At 70.8% G+C, this 21,749-nt stretch carries 22 protein-coding genes and 1 tRNA gene; 6 read left to right on the forward strand and 17 right to left on the reverse strand.

The window, feature by feature from the left end:
* Positions 1 to 20: 20 nt before the first annotated feature.
* From ACIQMR_RS07265 to ACIQMR_RS07275, 3 genes are all read left to right on the forward strand, one after another.
* Positions 21 to 1,358 (forward strand): glycosyltransferase, encoded by a 1,338-nt coding sequence (locus ACIQMR_RS07265; RefSeq protein WP_401383880.1) that lies wholly within the window; start codon positions 21 to 23, stop codon positions 1,356 to 1,358.
* A complete protein-coding gene (locus tag ACIQMR_RS07270) occupies positions 1,355 to 3,616 on the forward strand; it encodes an ArnT family glycosyltransferase (RefSeq protein ID WP_401383883.1) in 2,262 nt (753 codons plus the stop codon). The genes ACIQMR_RS07265 and ACIQMR_RS07270 overlap by 4 nt, the downstream gene beginning before the upstream one ends.
* 119 nt (positions 3,617 to 3,735) lie before the next feature.
* The gene (locus tag ACIQMR_RS07275) at positions 3,736 to 4,503 is read left to right on the forward strand and encodes a TetR/AcrR family transcriptional regulator (RefSeq protein WP_401383885.1); all 768 of its coding nucleotides are present in this window, start codon (positions 3,736 to 3,738) and stop codon (positions 4,501 to 4,503) included.
* 160 nt (positions 4,504 to 4,663) lie between these two features.
* Here ACIQMR_RS07275 and ACIQMR_RS07280 read toward each other — a convergent pair whose 3' ends face one another.
* From ACIQMR_RS07280 to ACIQMR_RS07295, 4 genes are all read right to left on the reverse strand, one after another.
* A complete protein-coding gene (locus tag ACIQMR_RS07280; protein WP_401383887.1) occupies positions 4,664 to 5,134 on the reverse strand; it encodes a PPOX class F420-dependent oxidoreductase in 471 nt (156 codons plus the stop codon).
* Between the two features lie 9 nt (positions 5,135 to 5,143).
* The gene (locus tag ACIQMR_RS07285; protein ID WP_401383888.1) at positions 5,144 to 5,959 is read right to left on the reverse strand and encodes a YceI family protein; all 816 of its coding nucleotides are present in this window, start codon (positions 5,957 to 5,959) and stop codon (positions 5,144 to 5,146) included.
* A gap of 111 nt (positions 5,960 to 6,070) precedes the next feature.
* Positions 6,071 to 8,551 (reverse strand): MFS transporter, encoded by a 2,481-nt coding sequence (locus ACIQMR_RS07290; RefSeq protein WP_401383890.1) that lies wholly within the window; start codon positions 8,549 to 8,551, stop codon positions 6,071 to 6,073.
* Between the two features lie 15 nt (positions 8,552 to 8,566).
* Positions 8,567 to 9,016, reverse strand: coding sequence for a MarR family winged helix-turn-helix transcriptional regulator (locus tag ACIQMR_RS07295; RefSeq protein ID WP_401383893.1), 450 nt, complete (start codon positions 9,014 to 9,016; stop codon positions 8,567 to 8,569).
* Positions 9,017 to 9,217: 201 nt separating this feature from the next.
* On the opposite strand from ACIQMR_RS07295, the gene ACIQMR_RS07300 reads away from it, so the two are divergent.
* Entirely contained in the window at positions 9,218 to 9,436 is a 219-nt protein-coding gene (locus ACIQMR_RS07300; protein WP_401383895.1) for a hypothetical protein, read from the forward strand.
* A 35-nt stretch (positions 9,437 to 9,471) separates the two neighbouring features.
* Here the strand turns inward: ACIQMR_RS07300 and ACIQMR_RS07305 are convergent, their stop codons facing one another.
* The 8 genes from ACIQMR_RS07305 to ACIQMR_RS07340 all read right to left on the reverse strand — a co-directional run bounded on the left by ACIQMR_RS07305 (position 9,472) and on the right by ACIQMR_RS07340 (position 14,878).
* Entirely contained in the window at positions 9,472 to 10,224 is a 753-nt protein-coding gene (locus ACIQMR_RS07305; RefSeq protein ID WP_401383898.1) for a hypothetical protein, read from the reverse strand.
* A 115-nt stretch (positions 10,225 to 10,339) separates the two neighbouring features.
* The gene (locus ACIQMR_RS07310; protein ID WP_266379983.1) at positions 10,340 to 11,266 is read right to left on the reverse strand and encodes an RNA polymerase sigma factor SigF; all 927 of its coding nucleotides are present in this window, start codon (positions 11,264 to 11,266) and stop codon (positions 10,340 to 10,342) included.
* 234 nt (positions 11,267 to 11,500) lie between these two features.
* Positions 11,501 to 12,307, reverse strand: coding sequence for an RNA polymerase sigma factor SigF (locus ACIQMR_RS07315; protein ID WP_401383901.1), 807 nt, complete (start codon positions 12,305 to 12,307; stop codon positions 11,501 to 11,503).
* A 382-nt stretch (positions 12,308 to 12,689) separates the two neighbouring features.
* Complete coding sequence (locus tag ACIQMR_RS07320) at positions 12,690 to 12,854, reverse strand: hypothetical protein (protein WP_266379977.1); 165 nt, start codon at positions 12,852 to 12,854, stop codon at positions 12,690 to 12,692.
* A 451-nt stretch (positions 12,855 to 13,305) separates the two neighbouring features.
* Positions 13,306 to 13,390 (reverse strand) — tRNA-Ser (locus ACIQMR_RS07325).
* Between the two features lie 48 nt (positions 13,391 to 13,438).
* On the reverse strand, positions 13,439 to 13,912 hold the full coding sequence (gene tadA / locus ACIQMR_RS07330; protein ID WP_401384111.1) for a tRNA adenosine(34) deaminase TadA: 474 nt from the start codon (positions 13,910 to 13,912) through the stop codon (positions 13,439 to 13,441).
* A 62-nt stretch (positions 13,913 to 13,974) separates the two neighbouring features.
* Positions 13,975 to 14,493: a hypothetical protein gene (locus tag ACIQMR_RS07335; protein ID WP_401383903.1), complete on the reverse strand. Its 519-nt coding sequence runs from the start codon at positions 14,491 to 14,493 to the stop codon at positions 13,975 to 13,977.
* Positions 14,494 to 14,674: 181 nt separating this feature from the next.
* Positions 14,675 to 14,878 (reverse strand): hypothetical protein, encoded by a 204-nt coding sequence (locus tag ACIQMR_RS07340; RefSeq protein ID WP_266379971.1) that lies wholly within the window; start codon positions 14,876 to 14,878, stop codon positions 14,675 to 14,677.
* Positions 14,879 to 14,964: 86 nt separating this feature from the next.
* Here ACIQMR_RS07340 and upp point away from each other — a divergent pair, with 86 nt between their 5' ends.
* Entirely contained in the window at positions 14,965 to 15,600 is a 636-nt protein-coding gene (gene upp, locus ACIQMR_RS07345; RefSeq protein WP_401383905.1) for a uracil phosphoribosyltransferase, read from the forward strand.
* Between the two features lie 48 nt (positions 15,601 to 15,648).
* Here the strand turns inward: upp and ACIQMR_RS07350 are convergent, their stop codons facing one another.
* Complete coding sequence (locus tag ACIQMR_RS07350; RefSeq protein WP_266379965.1) at positions 15,649 to 16,272, reverse strand: LytR C-terminal domain-containing protein; 624 nt, start codon at positions 16,270 to 16,272, stop codon at positions 15,649 to 15,651.
* A gap of 123 nt (positions 16,273 to 16,395) precedes the next feature.
* Positions 16,396 to 16,692: a type II toxin-antitoxin system VapB family antitoxin gene (locus ACIQMR_RS07355; RefSeq protein ID WP_006377352.1), complete on the reverse strand. Its 297-nt coding sequence runs from the start codon at positions 16,690 to 16,692 to the stop codon at positions 16,396 to 16,398.
* A 108-nt stretch (positions 16,693 to 16,800) separates the two neighbouring features.
* Here ACIQMR_RS07355 and ACIQMR_RS07360 point away from each other — a divergent pair, with 108 nt between their 5' ends.
* A complete protein-coding gene (locus ACIQMR_RS07360) occupies positions 16,801 to 18,414 on the forward strand; it encodes a helicase HerA-like domain-containing protein (protein WP_401383908.1) in 1,614 nt (537 codons plus the stop codon).
* Positions 18,415 to 18,598: 184 nt separating this feature from the next.
* Here ACIQMR_RS07360 and ACIQMR_RS07365 read toward each other — a convergent pair whose 3' ends face one another.
* From ACIQMR_RS07365 to ACIQMR_RS07375, 3 genes are all read right to left on the reverse strand, one after another.
* Entirely contained in the window at positions 18,599 to 20,140 is a 1,542-nt protein-coding gene (locus ACIQMR_RS07365) for a M28 family metallopeptidase (RefSeq protein ID WP_401384114.1), read from the reverse strand.
* A 160-nt stretch (positions 20,141 to 20,300) separates the two neighbouring features.
* Complete coding sequence (locus ACIQMR_RS07370) at positions 20,301 to 20,882, reverse strand: HhH-GPD-type base excision DNA repair protein (RefSeq protein ID WP_401383911.1); 582 nt, start codon at positions 20,880 to 20,882, stop codon at positions 20,301 to 20,303.
* A gap of 43 nt (positions 20,883 to 20,925) precedes the next feature.
* Positions 20,926 to 21,723 carry a class I SAM-dependent methyltransferase gene (locus ACIQMR_RS07375; protein WP_401383913.1) on the reverse strand — a complete coding sequence of 266 codons (798 nt, stop codon included), beginning with the start codon at positions 21,721 to 21,723 and terminating at the stop codon, positions 20,926 to 20,928.
* Positions 21,724 to 21,749 lie beyond the last annotated feature (26 nt).

Genomic DNA, 21,749 nt, shown 5'->3' on the forward strand with positions numbered 1-21,749 from the left:
CCCTGGCGAGAGTCAGGGCCATGCGAACCGACATTGCACCGGGCACCTTGCCGGCGCGGGAGCATCTGCCCGTGCGGCCGGGAGGCACGCCCGTACTCGACGTGGTCATTCCCGTCTACAACGAGGAGAAGGACCTGGAGCCGTGCGTCATGCGGCTCCACAGCCACCTTGCACGCACCTTCCCGTACGGCTTCCGGATCACCATCGCGGACAACGCGAGCACCGACCGTACGCCCCAGGTGGCGGCCGGGCTGGAGGCGTCGGTCCCCGGGGTACGGGCGTACCGGCTGGAGCAGAAGGGGCGCGGCCGGGCGCTGCGGGCCGTGTGGGCGGCGTCCGACGCGCCCGTCCTCGCCTACATGGACGTCGACCTGTCCACCGACCTCAACGCGCTGCTGCCGCTGGTCGCCCCGTTGATCTCCGGGCACTCGGACCTCGCGATCGGCTCGCGGCTCGCGCGGTCGTCGCGAGTGGTGCGGGGCGCGAAGCGGGAGTTCGTCTCGCGTACGTACAACCTGATCCTGCGGGGCTCGCTCGCGGCGCGGTTCTCCGACGCCCAGTGCGGGTTCAAGGCGATACGGCGTGATGTGGCCGAGCGGCTGCTGCCGATGGTCGAGGACACCGGCTGGTTCTTCGACACCGAGCTGCTGGTGCTGGCCGAGCGGGCCGGGCTGCGGATCCACGAGGTCCCGGTGGACTGGGTCGACGACGCCGACTCCACCGTCCACCTCGTGCGGACGGCCGTCGACGACCTGAAGGGCGTCTGGCGGGTGGGGCGTGCGCTGGCGGTCGGCGCGCTGCCGCTGGACCGGCTCGCCCGGCCGTTCGGCGACGACCCGAGGGACCGGGGCCTCAGCGGTGTGCCGGGCGGGCTGACCAGGCAGTTGGTCGGCTTCTGCGTCGTCGGCGTGCTGTCGACGCTCTGCTATCTGCTGCTGTACTCCCTCTTCCGCACCGGGGCCGGTCCGCAGTCGGCGAACGCGGCCGCGCTGCTGGTCTCGGCCGTCGCCAACACGGCGGCGAACCGGCGGCTCACCTTCGGCGTACGCGGCCGTGAGCGCGCGATGCGCCACCAGGCCCAGGGGCTGGTGGTCTTCGCGATCGGCCTCGCCCTGACGAGCGGTTCGCTGGCCGCGCTCGACGCGGCGGCCGGCAGTCCGTCCCACGGCACGGAGCTGGCGGTCCTGATCGTCGCCAACCTCGCCGCGACGGTGCTCCGCTTCCTGCTCTTCCGTGCGTGGGTCTTCCCGGACCGCCGCGGCGACACCTTCACGGCACCGCACGGCCCGGCCGCTTCAGCCGCCGGCCCTGCGTACGGCGACGGCACCAGCACTTCGACCACGGGGACCCGACGATGACGACGACACCGCACGACCAGTACGACGGCGAGCTGCGCAACGACGGAAAGCTGCGGAACGACCGAGGGCCGCGGAACGGCAGGGAGCTGCCCGCTTCCGGGGCGGTGCCCGCCGGGGCGGCACCCGCCACCACCGGTGTCCCGCCGCGCGGGGCGGTCACCCGTCTGTGGCGGGGCCGGGCCGAGGACCCCGCGTGGGCGCGTCCCGCCCTGCTCGCGCTGCTCCTGCTCACCGCGGTGCTGTACCTGTACAACCTCAGCTCCTCCGGCTACGCCAACTCCTTCTACTCCGCCGCCGTTCAAGCCGGCAGCGAGAGCTGGAAGGCCTTCTTCTTCGGCTCGTCCGACGCCGCGAACTCCATCACCGTCGACAAGCCGCCCGCCGCGCTCTGGCCCATGGCGCTGTCAGTGCGGCTGTTCGGACTCGGCTCGTGGCAGATCCTGCTGCCCGAGGTCCTGATGGGCGTGGCGGCGGTCGGCGTCGTGTACGCGGCGGTGCGCAGGCGATTCAGCGCGGCCGCCGGGCTGATCGCGGGTGCGGTGCTGGCACTCACTCCGGTCGCCGCGCTGATGTTCCGGTTCAACAATCCGGACGCACTGCTCGCGCTGCTGATGACCGTCACGGTCCACTGTGTCCTCCGCGCCCTCGAAGACGCGCGTACGAAGTGGCTCGTGTGGGCCGGTGTCGCGGTCGGGTTCGCGTTCCTCACCAAGACCCTGCAGGCGTTTCTGATCCTGCCGCCGCTCGCGCTCGTGTACGCGGTGTGCGCCCCCACGACCCTGCGGCGCCGGCTCGGACAACTCGCCCTCGCGGGATCGGCGTTGATCGTGTCCGGCGGCTGGTGGGTCGCGATCGTCGAGCTGTGGCCCGCGTCCTCGCGCCCGTACATCGGCGGCTCGCAGAACAACAGCTTCCTCGAGCTCACCTTCGGCTACAACGGTCTCGGCCGCATCAACGGCAACGAGACCGGGAGCGTGGGAGGCGGCGGCGGCGGTGGTGGCCGCGGCGGCGGCTGGGGCGAGACCGGCATCGGGCGGATGTTCAACGACGGCATCGGCGGGCAGATCTCGTGGCTGCTGCCGGCCGCGCTGATCCTGCTGGTCGCGGGCCTCGTCGTGACCTGGCGCAGCGGGAGGAGCGACACCGCGAGGGCCGCGTTCCTCGTCTGGGGCGGTTCGCTGCTGACGACCCTCGCGGTCTTCAGCTTCATGGCCGGCATCTTCCACGAGTACTACACGGTCGCGCTGGCCCCGTACATCGCGGCACTCGTCGGGATGGGCACCACCGTGCTGTGGGAGGAGCGCGCGCAGTTCGCGGCGCGCGCCGCACTGGCGGGTACGGCGGCGGTGACGGTGGTCTGGGCGTACGAACTGATCGGCCGCACCGAGGACTTCGTGCCGTGGTTGCGTACGGCGGTGCTCGTCGGCGGGCTGGTGGCCGCGGTGGCGATGCTGTTCGCGGGGTGGTTCGGGCGGCGGCTGTCGCTGGCGGCGGCGGGTCTCGGTCTCGCGGCGTCGCTCGCCGGTCCGACGGCGTACACGCTGTCCACGCTGGACACCGGCCATCAGGGCTCGATCGTGACGGCGGGGCCCGCCTCGATGCGCGGCGGTCCCGGTGGCGGCGGCCCGGGCGGTTCCGGTGGCCGGGGTGGTGACGGTGGCGGGACACGGATGACACCGCCCGGAACGACCGTCGGCCAGGGCCAGGGCCAGGGCCAGGGGCAAGGCCAGGGCCAGGGGCGAGGACAGGGCCAGGGCCAGGGGCAAGGACAGGGCCAGGGCCAGGGCCAGGCTCAGGGCCGGATCCCTGGTCAGGGCCAGGGCGGGCAGCCACCCGCCATGGGCCAGGCTCAGGGCCGGCCGGCCCAGGGTGAACGGCCCGGAGGTGCCGGCATGGGCGGCCTCCTCAACGGCGCGGACGTCAGCTCCGCCATCAAGGCCAAGCTGAGGCAGAACGCCTCCGACCACACCTGGGCCGCCGCGGCCGTCGGCTCCCAGAACGCGGCCGGTTACCAGCTCGCCACCGAGCTGCCGGTCATGGCGATCGGCGGCTTCAACGGCAGCGACCCGTCCCCGACCCTCGATCGGTTCAAGCAGTACGTCGCCACCGGGAAGATCCACTACCTCATCGCGAGCGGTGGCCAGGGCGGTGGCCCCGGCGGTGGCACCAGCAGCGAGATCTCCACATGGGTCGAGGAGAACTTCACGAAGGTCACCGTGGACGGCACCACGCTCTACGACCTCACCGCGGCGAAATAGCCGTACCGCGTACGAGGCGACGGTGGCCATCCGCGGAGCCGGCTCGGCGGCATAGCATCTGAACCGGGCGGACCGCCCTGAAACGGGCGGGCCGCCCGGCAGAACGAGGAGGGTACGCCATGGTGTCGGCAGCCGACCGCGCGGAGCGACGGGCGGTGGCGAGCGTCTGGCTGGAGGGCAGGGCCGCCCGCGGTCGCAAGGCCGAGCAGCCCTCGGGGCTCGACCGGGACAGGATCGTCGCGGTGACGGTACGGCTGCTCGACGCGGAGGGTCTGGCGAAGTTCTCGATGCGCCGCCTCGCCGCGGAGATGGGTGTCACGGCGATGTCCGTCTACTGGTACGTCGACACCAAGGACGACCTGCTGGAGCTGGCCCTCGACTCCGTCTACGGCGAGATCCGGCTGCCCGACCCGGCGCGGGAGGGCGCGGACTGGCGCGAGCAGATCCGCGAACTCGCCGCCTCCTACCGGAAGTTGCTGGTCACCCACCCCTGGGTCTCCGCGCTCATCGGCACGTATCTGAACATCGGCCCGAACTCGCTGGCCTTCGTGCGGACCGTGCAGCGGCTCATCGTCGGGACGGGACTGCCGCTGAACCGGCAGGCGGCCGGGATGGCCGCGGTCTTCCAGTTCGTGTACGGCCTCGCCACCGTCGAGGGCCACTTCAAGAGGCGCTGCGCCGAGGCCGGGATGACGCTGGACGAGTTCTACGCGGAAGCCATGGGCGTGACAGCGAGCATGCCGAAGCTCTCGGACATGCTCGAGGACGCGGAGAAGGTCATCGAGGCGCGTGGCGGGGACACGGTCGAGGAGAGGCTCGACCGGGACTTCGAGTACGCGCTGGAGCTGGTGATCGCGGGCATCGAAACGATGGTGTCGAGGGCGTAGGGGCGTTCAGGGGAAAGGCCGGGAGGTCCCACGCTTCCGGAGTCTCCCGCTTCCGGAATCCCACGCGTCGGGAGGTCCCCCGCTTCCGGAGTCCCACGCGTCGGGAGGTCCCCCGCTTCCGGAGTCCCACGCGTCGGGATGCCCCACGCCCAAGGACGTCTCACGCTTCGGGAGCCGACCGTGCCGGGAAGCCGCCCGTCGCCACCGGCCCCCACCGCACCGGGGTGACGCGGATGATGGACTTGCCCTGCTTGATCATCGCCTGGCGGTACTCGTCCCAGTCCGGATGCTCACCCGCGATGTTGCGGTAGTACTCCACGAGCGGCTCCACCGACTCCGGTGCGTCGATGACCTCCGCCGTGCCGTCGATCTGCACCCACGGCCCGTTCCATTCGTCGCTCAGCACGATGAGGGCGACCCGTTCGTCCCGCTTGGCGTTCCGCGTCTTCGCGCGCTCGGGGTAGGTCGAGACGACGATCCGGCCCGAGTCGTCGACGCCGCAGGTCAGGGGGGAGCCCTGCGGCGTCCCGTCGGCGCGGCGGGTCAGCAGGACGGCGCGGTGACGGGGGCGTACGAACTCCAGCAACTGGTCCAGGTCCACACGGGTGTTGCTCGCGATGTCGGCAGCCATACCCGCACCCTAGGGCAGGGTCTCGCTCCTGACCGCCTGGATGTCGAGCTCCACCTTCAGTGTCGTCCCGATGGCCGAGATCCCCGCCTGTACCACCTGGTTGTACGTCATCGCGAAGTCCTCGCGGCGCAGCTCGGCGGTGGCGTGGAAGGCCGCACGGAGTCCGCCCCATGGGTCCGGGCCGGTGCCGAGGTACGACAGCGACAGGTCCACCTCGCGCTCGACGCCGTGCAGCGACAGCAGCCCGTGCACGGTCCAGCGGTCCTGGCCGGGGGCCGCCGACAGCCCGTGGCTGCGATAGGTGATCTCCGGGAAGCGTTCCACGTCGAGGAAGTCCGGGGACCTGAGGTGTTTGTCCCGCGTCCCGTTGCCCGTGTCGATCGACGCCGCGCCGATCACCGCGTCCACCCGGGAGCGGGAGACGTCCTCGGCGATCGTGATCCGGCCGCCGAACTCCGTGAACCGCCCGTGCACGCTGGAGATCCCCAGATGCCGGGCGACGGCGCCCACCGAGGAGTGCGCGGGGTCCAGCGACCAGTCGCCCGGCGAGGGAAGGTCGGTCCCGCCCTGCCGGGTCAGCGTCACCGTGCCGACCTCGGCCCGGCCGCTCGCCGTGACCAGCGCGGTCGAAGCCTGCGGGGCGTAGCCGAGCGCCGTGACGATCACCGTGTGCGGGCCGGGCGCCAGCGTCGTGTCGGCGCGTACGGCCCCGTCGGCGTCGGCCTCGGTCCGCAGCACCTGCGTACCGGCCATGTCCGTCACGGTCACCACCGCGTGCCGGACCGCCCAGCCGTCCCGTGTCCGTACCTGTGCGTGCAGTCCCATCCCGTTTCACGTCTCCTTGCCGGAAGGTCGCCGGGGCGGCAGGCCGTCCCCTGCCTGCCGCCCCGGCCCCGGGCGGCGCCTCCGCTCGAGAACGCCGCCCGGGGGTCGAAATCACTCGCCCGCGTGGGCGAGTTCGATGTCGTGGCCGTCCACTCCGCGACCGGCCACCGAGAGCGTGCCGGCCACCGGCGGATAGCCGGTCGCGATGACCGTGTAGTCGCCCGCGTTCAGATCGGCGAAGGCGTACGCGCCGTCCTCGCCGGTCGTCGCGGTGGCGACCACGTTGCCCGCCGCGTCGATCAGGGTCACCCGCGCGTCGATCAGTGGCCGTCGTGCGGCACCGGCACGCACGGTGCCCTGGACCACGGCCCCGGCCTGCAGGGCCGCCTCGATCCGGGTCGCACCCTGGCCGCCGATCTCCACGGGAAGGGCCAGCGGGCGGAATCCGGTCGCGTTCACCGCGACGGTCACGGCGCCCGGCACCAGCTCGGTGAAGGCGAAGCCGCCGTCGGGCCCGGACTTCCCGGCCGCCAGCACGTCGCCGCGGACGTCGGTGACGATGACCATCGCGCCGTCGACGGGGGCGCCGCCGTCGGCCGCGACCACGGAGCCGGTCAGCCCGCTCGTCCCGGCGAGGAGGATGTCGTACGTCACCGGCTCGTCGCCGACGACGACCGTGCACGCCTGCGGCTGGAAGCCGTCGGCGGAGGCGATCAGTACGTACGAACCCGCGCCCGGCGCGTCCAGTGTGTACGAGCCGTCCGGCTGGGCCACGGCACGGCCCAGCTGGCGCCCGGCCGGCGAGATCAGCGTGACGGCGGCCCGTCCGACAGGCGCGCCCTCGGAGCTGTGGACCACACCGCGTACGGCGATGCCGGTGGTGTCACCGGCTTCCCCGGCCCCGGATTCCTCCGCTCGGGACTCCTCCGACCCGGCGTCCACGGACCTGGCGTCGACAGACCGGGCTTCGGACTCGCGGCCCTCGGCGGAGGCGGCATCCGGAGCCGCCGACGAAGCGCTCTTCAGCGCCACCTCCTTGATGAACAGCGTCACCAGGAAGGCCAGCAGCGCGAACGGCGCGGAGTAGAGGAACACATCGGCGACGCCGTGTCCGTACGCGCTCTCGATGACCGTGCGGACCGGCGCGGGCAGCGCGTCCAGGTCGGGGATGCCGCCACCGCCCGTACCGCCGTGGCCCATCGCCGCGCCCCGCGGTCCGAGTTCGGCGAGCCCGTCCTCGACGTAGTGGGTGACGCGCTTGCCGAGTACGGCGCCGAGCGCCGAGACGCCGATCGCACCGCCCAGCGACCGGAAGAAGGTCACGATCGACGAGGCGGAGCCCAGGTCCCGCGGGGCCACCTGGTTCTGCGTGCACAGCACGAGGTTCTGCATCATCATGCCGAGGCCGAGACCCAGGACGGCCATGAAGACGGCGATGCGCCAGTACTCGGTGTCGTAGCGGATCATGCCCAGCAGACCGAGGCCGCCGGTGACCAGGACGCCACCGCTGACCAGCCAGGCCTTCCACTTGCCGGTCTTGGTGATGACCATGCCGCTGACCGTCGAGGAGACGAAGAGGCCACCGATCATCGGGATGGTCATGACGCCGGACATCGTCGGCGACTCGCCCCTGGCCAGCTGGAAGTACTGGCTGAAGAAGACCGTGCCGGCGAACATCGCGACGCCCACGAAGAGCGAGGCAAGCGAGGCGAGGGTGATGGTGCGGTTGCGGAACAGCCGCAGCGGGATGATCGGCTCGCTCGCCTTGGCCTCGATGATCAGGAAGATCACGCCCAGGGCGAGGGCGCCACCCGTCATGGCGTACGTCTGCCAGGACACCCAGGCGTACTTGTCGCCGGCGAAGGTCACCCAGAGCAGCAGCAGCGAGACGGCGGCGCTGATGAAGAGGGCGCCCGCCCAGTCGATCCTGACCTGCCGCTTCACGACCGGGAGCTTCAGCGTCTTCTGCAGCACGAGCAGCGCGATGAGGGCGAACGGCACGCCGACGTAGAAGCACCAGCGCCAGCCGAGCCATTCGGTGTCGGTGATGACACCGCCGAGCAGGGGACCGCCGACCGTTGCGACGGCGAACGTCGCGCCGAGATAGCCGCTGTACCGGCCGCGCTCCCGCGGCGCGATCATCGCGGCCATGATGACCTGCGCGAGGGCGGTGAGACCGCCGACGCCGATGCCCTGAACGACTCGGCAGGCGATGAGCATGCCGGTGTTCTGGGCCAGTCCGGCGACCACGGAGCCCGCCACGTAGATGACCAGGGCTATCTGGACGAGCAGCTTCTTGCTGAAGAGGTCGGCGAGCTTGCCCCACAGCGGGGTGGTCGCGGTCATCGACAGCAGGGCGGCCGTGACCACCCAGGTGTAGGCGGACTGGCCGCCGCCGAGGTCGGAGATGATCTCCGGCAGGGCGTTGGAGACGATCGTCGAGGACAGGATGGCGACGAACATGCCGAGCAGCAGCCCGGACAGCGCCTCCATGATCTGCCGGTGCGTCATCGGCGCGCCGCTTTCGGAGGCTGTGGTCCCCCCATGCTTGGCGTGGCCGCCCCGCACACCGGTCGGTGTGGTCGTAGCCATGTACTTCCTTGTCTTTTACGGGTAGGTGCGGGCGGTCCGGCAGTCTCCGACGGAGTCGCGGAGGCGGGCCAGCAGCGCGTTCAGCTGTCCGACGTCGTCGTCGGTCCAGTCCTTCAGGTAGTGGGCGAACATGTCGGTGACGCGCAGGCCGAGCTCGTCGACCTGCGCCTCACCCGTGGGGGTGAGGCGCAGGATGCGGGAGCGCCGGTCGTCCGGGTCGGGTGACCGTTCGATCCAGCCGCGGTCGGCGACGTGCGCCACATGCCGGCTGGTGACGGACATGTCGACGGCGAGGAGCTCGGCGAGCCTGCTCATCCGCATGTCTCCGTACCTGTGGAGGAGTGAGAGCACGGCCGCCGATCCGGACGGGCACTCGGCGGGGAGCAGGCGTGAGACGCCCCGTTTGACGACGCCCATCGCGCTGATCTGCCGGGCCAGCTCCTCGTACTGGCTTCGCTCGGCCATGGACGTACCCCCATCTTGTTGCTTAGGGCAACCATAGAAGCGGTTGGTTGCTGCAGGCAAACTAAAACGGGGCCATGGGGGTAAAGGAAGGCAAAAGGATTTGCATATGCGAGGTCATGGTGCGGATATGTTGCGGGCATGTCGCGATCGCATCGGACCAGGGGTTGGGCGGGTCACCCGGGTTCGCTAGGGTCCTGCTCCATGGCACACAACCCCCAAGCCCCCCAAGGTCCCGAGGGCAGCTACGACCCCGCGGGCAGCACCCAGATGTTCCGCGCCTTCGTCGACGAGGGTGGTCCGCAGCAAGGAAGCCGCGTTGCTGCGGCGCCCGCGCAGTCCGGGCCGCGGGTCGGACTGATCGTCGGAATCGTGGCGGCCCTCGCGATCGTCGGCGCGGTCGTCTGGCTCGCGCTCGGCTGAGGCCGGACCCTCAGGACGTGCCGTAGGACGAATCCCTAGGACGGATGCTCCGCGCGGACGTCCTGGGTCTCGATGCGCATGCCCAGGGGCACGCGCCAGGAGTCCACGCACACCGTGTACGTCGTCGTCCTCGCCGCTCCGGCGGCGATGGGCACGGGCAGCGGCTGGGCGGAGTCGATCGTCGCCCAGTCGATCCCGAGTGCGCCGATGATGTGCGTGCCGAAGGCGACGGTTCCGGAACGCACCGATGAGCCACCGGTGTTGCGGAACTCCACCGTGACGTTCTCGCACCACCGCTTGTCCGCGGGCGCGCGCCGCACTTCCGCGACCACCAGCACGGCCGGTCCTGGCGGCGGCGTGGCCGTCGGCGGGGCCGGGGCCGGGGGTGCGGGCTCGCTCCCACCCGGCGTCGGCGGTACGGGATCGTGAGTACCCGGTGTCCCCGGTGGCGCCGGGGAAGCACCCGGCGCGGCCGGTGCGGCCGGCGTCCCCGCACCCGAGCCCGTGCTTGTGTCCGTACCCGCGCCGCCACCCGTGTTCGCGCCCGCGTCCGTGCTTGCGCTCGGCCCCGTCGTCGCGCCGGTGCCGGTGCCGGTTGCCGCCTCGTCGAGCGGTACGAGCACGACCTTCCCGGACGGCGGCACGACCCCTTCAGGCCGGCCCTCACCGCCCGCCGCACCGACCGCGGCGTAACCGTCACCCTGGCCGTCGCCACCGCCGGCGGCGAGCACCCCGCCGAGGCAGAGCGCGACCCCCGCAAGCCCGTACCCGACCCGTCGACGTCGCATCGCGCCAGTGTCCCTGACACTCCGTCAATGAGGAACCCCCCCCCGCCGACGACGTGTCAGGCACCCCGTCGGTGGGGGAGTGAGGGCGTCGGCCCTCACCGGAAGTCGCGGTCGCTCAGTCCGCGATGAGGCCCTCGCGCAGCTGCGCCAGCGTGCGCGTCAGCAGGCGGGAGACGTGCATCTGGGAGATGCCGACCTCCTCGCCGATCTGCGACTGCGTCATGTTCGCGAAGAACCGCAGCATGATGATCTGGCGCTCGCGCGGCGGGAGCTTGGCCAGGAGCGGCTTGAGGGACTCGCGGTACTCGACGCCCTCCAGCGCGCTGTCCTCGTATCCGAGGCGGTCCGCGAGCGAACCCTCGCCGCCGTCGTCCTCGGGGGAGGGCGAGTCCAGCGAGGACGCGGTGTACGCGTTGCCGACGGCGAGGCCGTCGACCACGTCCTCCTCCGACACGCCCAGGACCGCCGCGAGTTCGGGCACCGTCGGCGAGCGGTCCAGCTTCTGGGCCAGCTCGTCGCTCGCCTTCGTCAGCGCGAGGCGCAGCTCCTGCAGCCGGCGCGGCACCCGCACCGACCAGCTCGTGTCACGGAAGAAGCGCTTGATCTCGCCGACGACGGTCGGCATGGCGAACGTCGGGAACTCCACGCCGCGTTCGCAGTCGAAGCGGTCGATCGCCTTGATGAGGCCGATCGTGCCGACCTGGACGATGTCCTCCATCGGCTCGTTGCGGCTGCGGAAGCGGGCCGCCGCGTACCGCACCAGCGGCAGGTTGAGCTCGATCAGGGTGTCGCGTACATACGTACGCTCCGGGCTGTCCTCGTCGAGGGCGGCCAGTCGCAGGAAGAGCGAGCGCGAGAGCGTGCGGGTGTCGATGGCTCCCGGCGCGTCCACCGGCATGGGTGCGTCCATGGCCACGGGTGCGTCCATGGCGGCGGGCGCCGGCTCCGGCGCGGACATCGGCTCGGGCGCCGGGGGCGCGTCGGGCGAGGGAGCGCTCTGCGTGAGCGTGAGCACCTTCGAGCTGCCCTGTTCTGCGGACATGCCACCCCCTGGAGGTCGCGGACGGTCGCGTGGGCCGCGACCATCGGTGGAACGCAGCCTCCACCTGAATACCGGAGGCAGGCCCGCGGCAAACGCGGTTCCCGCAGAATGTCACATGTCGGCAACACGCTGTAGTGACAAGTCGACAACGGAGCGTCAGATCGCCGCAGGAAAAAGGGGGTTTGCGGCTTTCGTGTGCCTCGAAATGGGCCGAAAGGGGTCTACCCGTTTCGGTTACGCCTCGATCCTGTTTGCGGATCTCAATCGTGCGAAGCTACGGGCGAGGAGCCTTGACACATGCATCTGTGACACCCCGAGCTCCGCGCTGATCTGGGACTGCGTCAGATTGCTGTAGTAGCGCAGCAGAAGGATCCGCTGCTCGCGTTCGGGCAGCTGTACGAGGAGATGGCGTACGAGGTCGCGGTGCTCGACTCCGGCCAGCGCCGGGTCCTCGTAGCCGAGCCGGTCGAGCAGGCCGGGCAGCCCGTCACCCTCCTGTGCGGCCTCCAGTGAGGTCGCGTGGTACGACCGCCCCGCCTCGATGCAGGCGAGGACCTCCTCCTCGGAGATCTTCAGCCGTTCCGCGATCTCCGCGGTGGTGGGGGACCGGCCGTGCGCCGTGGTCAGGTCCTCGGTCGCGCCGTTGACCTGCACCCACAGCTCGTGCAGTCGGCGGGGTACGTGCACGGTCCGTACGTTGTCCCGGAAGTAACGTTTGATCTCGCCGACCACGGTCGGCATGGCGAACGTCGGGAACTGCACCCCGCGCTCCGGGTCGAAGCGGTCGATCGCATTGATCAGGCCGATCGTGCCGACCTGGACCACGTCCTCCATCGGCTCGTTGCGGCTGCGGAAGCGCGCCGCCGCGTACCGCACCAGCGGCAGGTTGGCCTCGATCAGCGCGGCCCGCACCCGGGTGTGCTCGGGGGTGCCCGGCTCCAGGTCCTTGAGCTGGGCGAACAGCACCTGGGTCAGCGCCCTGGTGTCCGCGCCCCGGCTCTGGGGTTTGGCCCTGCCCTCGCTCTCGTTCTGGGGCGGCACTTGAGGCGCAGTACTGGCCGGCACGGTCACGCCACCCCTTCGCGGTCGAACAGCGGTCAACGTCGGCGGTCGAACGTCAGTGGTCAACGTCAGTGGTCAACGTCAGTGGTCAACGACGGGTCAACTCATCCATCAAAAAGCGGTCATAGCATCACAAGACATGTCCGCTGTGTTCAAGCACCCCATAACGCCGTGTTGAGGGCAAGTTGGTGCAGAAGTAACAAAAGGCCCCACACCTTTACGGTGGGAGCCCGGGAAGCCGGGGGTGAGCCGGCGGTTCGGTTGTCGTAGTCGGTGGTCGTCCGGCCGGCGATCTCACGCCACTGCCCGGCGGCCGTCCGAGGGTCGCGGGGTGTCGCGGCCGGCCCGGAGGGGTGGCGGTCTAGTTGATGAGCTCGGTCATGAACTCGCCGACACCCTGCGCGGCGCTCGATATGCCCTCGAAGCCCACCTGGACGAGGTCGGCTGCCCGGGCCGGGGACGTGATGATCGTGTACAGCACGAAGACGACGACCACATAGAGAGCGATCTTCTTCGTTTGCACCATCAGTCCTGCCTCCCGTGCGACCCCTGTGCGGACGCGTGAGTCTAGCTGAGCGTTTAAGGACCAAGGACCCTGAGATCGGGGTCCTTCGCCTGGCCGTACCAGCCTTCCCCACCAGCAGTATTGAGGGTGAACCCGGAGGATCTGGCAGGAATCCGATGGGTGAGGAACCGTGCCCCACTGCGGGGTTCCGCGCCGTGTGCTTCCCTCCCCGGAACGGCGCTGGACTTGTGGGCCGGCCTCATCGGGGGAAGCGGCGAGTCCCCCCGAATGCCGCTTCCCCCGACCAGAGCGGAAGCCCCGGCCCGATCCCCCGAACGGCCGGGGCCTCCTCATGCGTGCGCCACACCCGCGGCCGGATGCGACCGCGTCCGGACGCGCCCGCGCGCGGGGGCGCACGCGTACATGATGAAGGACCCCGGGCTTGAGTCAGCGCCGGGGCCCTTCATGAGAGCGGTAGCGGAGGGATTTGAACCCTCGGTGACTTGCGCCACACTCGCTTTCGAGGCGAGCTCCTTCGGCCGCTCGGACACGCTACCGGGAGAGAGCTTAGCCCAAGGTGGGCCGTGCTCTGAAATCGGTATCGATCAGCGGTCCGCGAGGCCGTCCCGCGGGTCGTCCACGGCACCGTCACGGGGGCCGCGGAAGAACGCGGTCAGCTGCTCCGCGCACTCCGCCTCCAGCACCCCGTGGATCACTTCCGGCCGGTGGTTGAGCCGCCGGTCGCGCACGACGTCCCAGAGCGAGCCGGCGGCACCCGCCTTCTCGTCCCGCGCGCCGTAGACCACCCGGTCCACCCGGGACAGCACCAGCGCGCCCGCGCACATCGTGCACGGCTCCAGCGTGACGACGAGCGTGCAGCCGGTCAGCCGCCAGCTGCCACGCTCGGCGGCCGCCCGGCGCAGTGCGAGCACCTCCGCGTGCGCGGTCGGGTCACCCGTCAGCTCGCGTTCGTTGTGACCGGTCGCCAGGACCGTGCCGTCCCCGGCCAGCACGACGGCGCCGACCGGGACGTCCCCGGCCAGCGGCGCACGCGCGGCCTCGTCGAGCGCGAGCCGCATGGACGCCTCCCACGGCGCCCGCACCGGGTCCTGTGGGTCGTGCGGGTCCTTCGGGTCCGTCACTAGCGGACGGCCTCCAGGATCTCGGAGGCGCCGAGCGTGTCGGCGATCTCGGTCAGCGCGTCCGTACTGAGCGCGCTCAGCTGCCTCGCGGACATCCCGAGGTCCGCGAGCAGATCGGTGTCTCCGAGCGGCCCCGCCGGGACCGCGTCCGACTCCTCGGCCGAGTCGTCCTCGGACTCGGGCTCGCCGTCCTCCGTGCCGTCGAGGTTGAGTGAGTCCAGTTCGTCGTCCTCCTCCTCGTCCTTGCCGATCAGCTCATCCGTGAGCATCGCTCCGTAGGAGGAGCGGGCTGCCGAGGCGGCGTCCGAGACCCAGATGCGAGGATCTTCCTCGCCGTCCACCCGGACGATGCCGAACCATGCGTCTTCCTGCTCGATGAAGGCGAGCACCGTGTCCTCGCTCACCGAGGCCTCGCGGGCCAAGTCGGTCAGATCCGACAGGGTCTCCACATCGTCGAGCTCTGTGTCGCTCGCTTCCCACCCGTCTTCGGTGCGCGCGAGCAGTGCGGCGAAGTACACCGTGACTCTCCCACTGATCAGAGTTGTGACGACCGGCGGTGCGCTGCTCGTGCCCCGCCCACTCGGAATCGTGGCAGAAACAGCGGCGTCGCGAGAGGTCTTCCGGCGTTGCGTCGTGCACGCGTTCAGTGAGAGGGCTCACCGAATGCGCCGTGCGGGTCCATCGGGGGCACACCGAGGCTCACCAGCGAAAGGAACGCATACGCATCACCTGGCGCATCCGTGCCGCACGGGCCCGGCGGGGCTGGACGCGGTCACGCAGGGCCTTCGCCTCGTGCAGTTCGCGGAGGAACTGGGCGCGCCGGCGCCTGCGCTCCGCGTCGCTCACCGGATCCTCCTCCGGTTCCCGCCGCTGCTCCTGGTCCTGCTGTTCCCGCTCGGGCATCGGCACACCACCTATGCGCTGGAAGGCTATGTCCCACCTTCCCTCCCCGGGGCGTTCCGATGCCGGCCCCGGCTACTGTTGGGTCCATGCGGATCCACGTCGTCGACCACCCTCTGGTGGCGCACAAGCTCACCACCCTGCGCGACCAGCGCACCGATTCCCCCACCTTCCGGCGTCTCGCCGACGAACTGGTGACGCTGCTCGCGTACGAGGCCACGCGCGACGTGCGCACCGAGCAGATCGACATCCAGACGCCGGTGGCGCGGACCACGGGCGTCAAGCTCTCCCGGCCGCGCCCCCTCGTCGTGCCGATCCTGCGGGCCGGGCTCGGCATGCTCGACGGCATGGTGCGGCTGCTGCCGACCGCCGAGGTGGGCTTCCTCGGCATGATCCGCAACGAGGAGACCCTGGAGGCGTCGACGTACGCGACGCGCATGCCGGAGGACCTCTCGGGCCGCCAGGTGTACGTCCTCGACCCGATGCTCGCCACGGGCGGCACGCTGGTCGCGGCGATCCAGGAGCTGATCAAGCGCGGCGCGGACGACGTGACCGCGGTGGTGCTGCTGGCGGCGCCGGAGGGTGTCGAGCTGATGGAGCGCGAGCTCGCGGGCACGCCGGTGACGGTCGTGACGGCCTCGGTCGACGAGCGGCTCAACGAGCAGGGCTACATCGTCCCGGGCCTGGGAGACGCGGGCGACCGGATGTACGGCTCGGCGGAGTAGCCGCGCTCGGCAGGCGCGCTCGGTGGGTGCCTGCCGGGCCGCACCGGCTCAGCACTTCCCCGGGACCGTCGCGGGCTTCGTCAGGGCGACCAGTGCCTTGTCGGCGACCGGCTTGGTGTTGAGGGTCTTGAAGGCGGTGCCGATGATCAGGTCGACGTCCGTGGTCGTCCGGGCGTCGGCCTTCGGCTGAGCCCCGGCCAGCTGCGTACCGAGCACCCGGAAGGGCCCGTCGTACGCGGTCGGCGCTCCCAGCAGCAGTGCGGCGCCGGGGACCTTCTTGTCGTAGGCCGCCGGGGCGTTGCCCACCTTGCCGATGGTGAAGCCGCGTTTCTGCAGCTCGTCGGCGGTGGCCTTGGCGAGGCCGCTGCGGGGGGTGGCGTTGTAGACGTTCACCGTGATCTGGCCGGGCTTCGGCGGCGCCGGCGCGGCGGACGGTGCGGGCTGTGGCCGGCAGGCGGCCGTGGCGCGGCTCTTCGCCGTGGTCTTCGTGCCGTCGCCCGAGAAGACGTCGATGAGCTGCAGCGTTCCCCAGCCACCGACGCCGAGGACGGCCACGGCGGCGACGACTGCGAGCACGATCCTGCGGCGGCGACGAGGGCGGCGCATGCGCGGATAGGCATTGCCCGTAATGCGGTACTTTCCGCCCATGCCGGGGGGAGTGAGCATGCTCATGGGCGCAGCGTAATGCGGTCCCGGGGCTATGCCTACTTAACGATCATCTCGCTGCGTCCGTATGGACCGGAAGCTCCGCCGTACGGGTCGTGAAACGGCACCCCACGGCGGCAGGCTCGATCCTCAGTCCATTTCGAGCACCCGCGCGTGCAGCACCTGGCGCTGCTGGAGCGCGGCGCGCACGGCGCGGTGCAGTCCGTCCTCGAGATACAGATCGCCCTGCCACTTCACGACATGCGCGAAGAGGTCGCCGTAGAACGTGGAGTCCTCGGCGAGCAGGGTCTCGAGATCCAGCTGGCCCTTGGTGGTCACGAGCTGATCGAGGCGGACCGGGCGCGGCGCGACATCCGCCCACTGCCGGGTGCTTTCCCGGCCGTGGTCGGGATACGGCCGCCCGTTACCGATGCGCTTGAAGATCACACGGAAAGCCTACCGGGCAAGCGGCGGTCGGCGCAGCCAGGCGGCGCCGGTGCGATGCTGGTCAAAACCCCGCGAAAGCCGAGCAAACCGGGAAGTAGGGGCCGTGTCATGACTGAGCCCGACCAGCCGCCGCCGTCCGCCGGCCAGTCCGGGGCCGGAGCACTGTCCCCCGAGGCCGGGGAGATCGCCGCCGGCTACGCCTTCCCCGGACCCGCCCTCGACCTGGGCGCCCTGCTCTGGGACGGACAGTGCCTCCCGCAGGCGCAGATCAGGATCCCGCTCGGCATGCTCAACCGCCACGGTCTGGTCGCCGGAGCGACCGGCACCGGCAAGACCAAGACGCTCCAGCTGATCGCGGAGCAGCTGTCGGCGAACGGCGTTCCCGTCTTCCTCGCCGACATCAAGGGCGATGTCTCGGGCATCTCCGCGCCCGGCCAGGGCGGGGAGAAGACCACCGCGCGGGCCGGGCAGGTGGGCCAGCGGTGGCAGGCGGCGGGCTTTCCCTGCGAGTTCTACGCGCTGGGCGGCATCGGGCACGGCATCCCGGTCCGGGCCACCGTCACCGACTTCGGCCCCGTGCTGCTGTCCAAGGTGCTGGAGCTCAACCAGACGCAGGAGCAGTCGCTGGGCCTGATCTTCCACTACGCCGACGCCAAGGGCCTGGAGCTGGTGGATCTGAAGGACCTGCGGGCCGTGGTCGCGTTCCTCGTCTCCGACACCGGGAAGCCGGAGCTGAAGGGCATCGGCGGGTTGTCGACGGCGACGGCCGGAGTGATCCTGCGGGCGATCACGGCGTTCGAACAGCAGGGCGCGGGGGACTTCTTCGGGGAGCCCGAGTACGACACCGGGGAGCTGTTGCGGACGGCGCCGGACGGGCGAGGGCTCGTGTCGGTGCTGGAACTCCCGGCCGTGCAGGACAAGCCGCAGCTCTTCTCCACCTTCCTGATGTGGCTGCTCGCGGATCTGTACGGCGGGCTGCCGGAGGTCGGCGACCTCGACAGGCCCAAGCTGGTGTTCTTCTTCGACGAGGCGCATCTGCTGTTCAGCGGGGCGTCGAAGGCGTTCCTGGAGTCGATCACCCAGACGGTGCGGCTGATTCGCTCGAAGGGGGTGGGGGTCTTCTTCGTGACGCAGACGCCGAAGGACGTGCCGGGCGATGTGCTGGCGCAGCTCGGCAACCGGGTGCAGCACGCGCTGCGGGCGTTCACACCGGACGACGAGAAGGCGCTGAAGGCGACGGTGCGGACGTTCCCGAAGTCGGCGTACGACCTGGAGGAGGTCCTCACCTCGCTGGGCACCGGAGAGGCGGTCGTCACCGTGCTGAGCGAGACGGGCGTGCCGACGCCGGTCGCGGCGACGCGGCTGCGGGCTCCGGAGTCGCTGATGGGTCCGGTCGACGCGGCCGCGCTGGACACGGCGGTGAAGTCCTCGGTGCTGTACGCGCGCTACGCACAGGCTGTGGACCGGGAGTCGGCGTACGAGAAGCTGACGGCGGAGCAGCAGGCGGCGGAGGCGGCGGCGCTGAGGGCCGCGCAGGAGGCCGAGGCGGCGAAGGAGACGGCCCGTGAGGCACGCGCCCCCCGCGCCGCGCGGGACGAGTCGCTCGTCGGCCAGGTGATGGGCAGTGGTCTCTTCAAGTCGCTCGCCCGCTCGGTCGGCACCCAACTGGGCCGCGAGATCTCGCGCTCGCTCTTCGGGACGGCGTCACGCCGGCGGCGGTGAGGGCCGGGACGGACCGGTGATGGCCGGGACGGCCGGTGAGTGCCGTCCGGGAAGCGGAGTGCCCTAACGGAAAGCGCCGGTGGGGCTTCGGGGGAAGCCCCACCGGCGTTCGTGGTGAGGGTTCCCCGTGCCCGGAGGCGCGGGGAACGGTCCGGGGCGGAGCCCCGGTCACTCGGTCACCCGGTTACTCGGTGACCTCGTGGTCGTGGCCGTCGTGGAGACCGCCACCGCTGCCCGCGTCACCGTCCGTCGGGACGGTGGTCACCGGCTTGCGCAGCGAGCTCAGGTCCTGCGAGTAGGTGCCGACCGCGTTGGCGATGACGTCCACGTTGGCGTCGAACGCCTTCATGTTGATGTTCTTGATGTCGTCGCACTTGGCGTGGTAGCACGCGTCGTACGCGACACCGGCCGTGCCGCCGAACTTCGCGGCCTGCGCGGCGGTCTTGATGCCCTCCGCGCCGGTGAAGGTGCCGCCGGACGGGATGCCGGCCTCGACGAACGGGCCGTAGTCGGAGCGGCCGGTGAAGTCCGTGCCCTCGTGCGGCATGCCCTGCTTGTCCATGAACTCGTTGATGTCGCGCTCCAGCTGGGCGGAGCCTGCCGGTCCGGCGGGCGCGCCGACGCCGTCCGAGTCGTCGCCGTCGTACACGAACAGGCCGTAGTTCGGCGACGCGATCATGTCGAAGTTCAGGTAGAGCTTGATTTCCTTCTTGCCCAGGGCGCTGAGGTTCGCGACGTAGTGCTCCGAGCCGAGGAGACCGTTCTCCTCCGCGCCCCACCAGGCGAACCGCACCTTGTTGGCGGGCCGCTTGTGGGACTCGGCGAGCTCCAGGGCGACTTCGAGCAGACCGGCCGAGCCGGAGCCGTTGTCGTTGATGCCGGGGCCGGCCGTCACGGAGTCGAGGTGGGCGCCGAGCATCACCGTGTTGGCGGCGTTCCCGTGCCGGGTCTCCGCGATGACGTTGCGGGTGGTGCGCTTCTCCTGGAGCTGGCGCACCTCGAAGGCGATGTTCACCGGGCCCTTGGCCAGGTCTGCGGCGAGCTTGACGCCCTCGGCCTGGGTGATGCCGCCGGTGGGTATCTTTCCGGCCGCCGGGTCGCCGAGCGTCCCGGACAGCGCGCCCTCGGTGTTGTTGTAGATGATCGCGCCGACCGCGCCCGCGGCCGCCGCGTTCTCCTGCTTGATGGCGAACGTGCAGCCACCGCGCTGGACCAGCGCGACCTTGCCGGTGAAGGTCCCGGACGCGAAGTCACCGGGCTCACAGCCCGTGGTGCCGTCGGCGTCGACGGGCACGGCGGCCAGATCGGCCTTGATGCCGCCCACGGGCGTCGACTTGGTGTACGTCATCGCCGATATCGCGATGTCGCGGGGCGCGGGCGAGACCACCGACAGCTTCTCTGCCTGGGTCTCGGTGTAGATGAACTCGAAGTTCTGGTACGAGACGTCGTACCCGGCCTTCTTCAGCTGCTGGTAGACGTACGCGGCAGAGGCGTCGTGGCCCAGCGATCCGGCGGCGCGGTGGCCACCGGTGCTGTCGGCTATCTGCTGCAGCTTCTGCAGGTGCTTGAAAGCGTCCTTGGCGGACGACTCGCGGACCAGCTTCTTGGAGAGCTTGGCCGCTTCCTTCGCCGCTTCCTTGGCAGGGTCGTGCCGGTGAGCGGTGGCGGGCGAGGCTGATGCCAGCAGGAGCGGGGTCGCGAGTGCGGCTGCGGCCACGGTGGCCACTGCTCTGCGATGGGTTGCCTTCACAGAGGTCCTTCCCGGTGCGAACGAGGTTGATGGGAAGTTAGCGATCTCTGAGTGTTCTGTGAACAGATGTGCCGCAACTCACGTGATATTCAGCAGCATCGTCATCAACTGGTACGTCTTCGGGCGTACTTGTGAGTCATTTGGCTGACTTCGCCGCCCGCTTCACCTCCTGCTTGTGCGCACGGACCTTGGCCAGTGACTCCGGACCGGTGATGTCGGCCGCCGAACGGTACGAGCCGGCCTCGCCGTACGCCCCTGCCGCCTCCCTCCAGCCCTGCGGGGTGACACCGAACTGCTTGCCCAGCAGGGCCAGGAAGATCTGGGACTTCTGCTTGCCGAACCCGGGCAGCGCGTTCAGACGCGCGAGCAGCTCCTTGCCGGTCGCCACGTCCTTCCACAGCGCGGTCGGGTCGCCGCCGTACTCGTCCACCAGGTACTGGCACAGCTGCTGGATCCGCTTGGCCATGGACCCCGGATAGCGGTGCACGGCCGGCTTCTCGGACAGCAGCGCGACGAAGGCCTCCGGGTCCCGGGCGGCGATGTCGTGCGCGTCGAGGTCCTCGGTGCCCATGCGCTGGGCGATCGTGTACGGGCCCGCGAAGGCCCACTCCATCGGGACCTGCTGGTCCAGCAGCATGCCGACGAGCGCGGCGAGCGGACTGCGTCCGAGCAGCTCGTCGGCGTCGGCCTGCTGGGCGAGATGAATGGTGGGGTTCATTCCCTGATGATCCCTCCCGCGCGGGCGCGACGCACGTCCGGCGTCAGGCGCGTTCGCGGGCCGGTTCGCGGGCCGGTTCGCCGGCCGGTTTACGGGCCTCGATCAGGAAGCGGGTGGTTCGGGCGACGAACGGGCCCTCCGCCTCGATCCGGTCGTGCAGCTCCCCGAGCTGGTCGCGGTGGTGGGCCACGGTGAAGCCCGGCACCATCCACACCACCTTCCGCAGGAAGTAGATCACCGCGCCGATGTCGAAGAACTCGGTGCGCAGCGACTCGGACCGCAGGTCGGTGATCTCCAGCCCCGCGGCCTCGGCGGCGGTGCGCGCGTCGTCGGGATGACGGGCGCGGCGCGCCTCCTCCGGCTGGGGCCCGAGGAAGTACTCGACCAGTTCGAAGACGCTGGCGGGTCCGACCTGCTGGGAGAGATACGTCCCGCCGGGCCGCAGTACGCGCGCGATCTCGTCCCACCAGACGGTCACCGGGTGCCGGCTGACGACCAGGTCGAAGGCCTCGTCGCCGAACGGCAGCGGCGGCTCGTCCGGGTCCACGACGACGACGGCGCCCAGCGGGTGGAGCAGCCGGGTGGCCTTCTCCACGTTCGGCGGCCAGGCCTCGGTGGCGACCGTCAGCGGCGGCAGCTTCGGGGCTCCGGCGAGGACCTCGCCGCCGCCGGTCTGGATGTCGAGGGCGGCGGAGGCCTGCGCCAGCCGCTCGCTCATGAGCCGCTGGTAGCCCCAGGAGGGGCGCTGCTCGGTGGCGCGCCCGTCCAGCCAGGAGAAGTCCCATCCGGCCACCGACACGGACTCGGCCTCGGCGACCAGATGGTCAAACGTGCGTGTCATGCTCCGATCGTGCCGCCGGGACGAAG

Origin of the sequence: Streptomyces sp. NPDC091376 (genome assembly GCF_044757085.1) — a bacterium.
Classification (GTDB): Bacteria; Actinomycetota; Actinomycetes; order Streptomycetales; family Streptomycetaceae; genus Streptomyces; species Streptomyces pratisoli.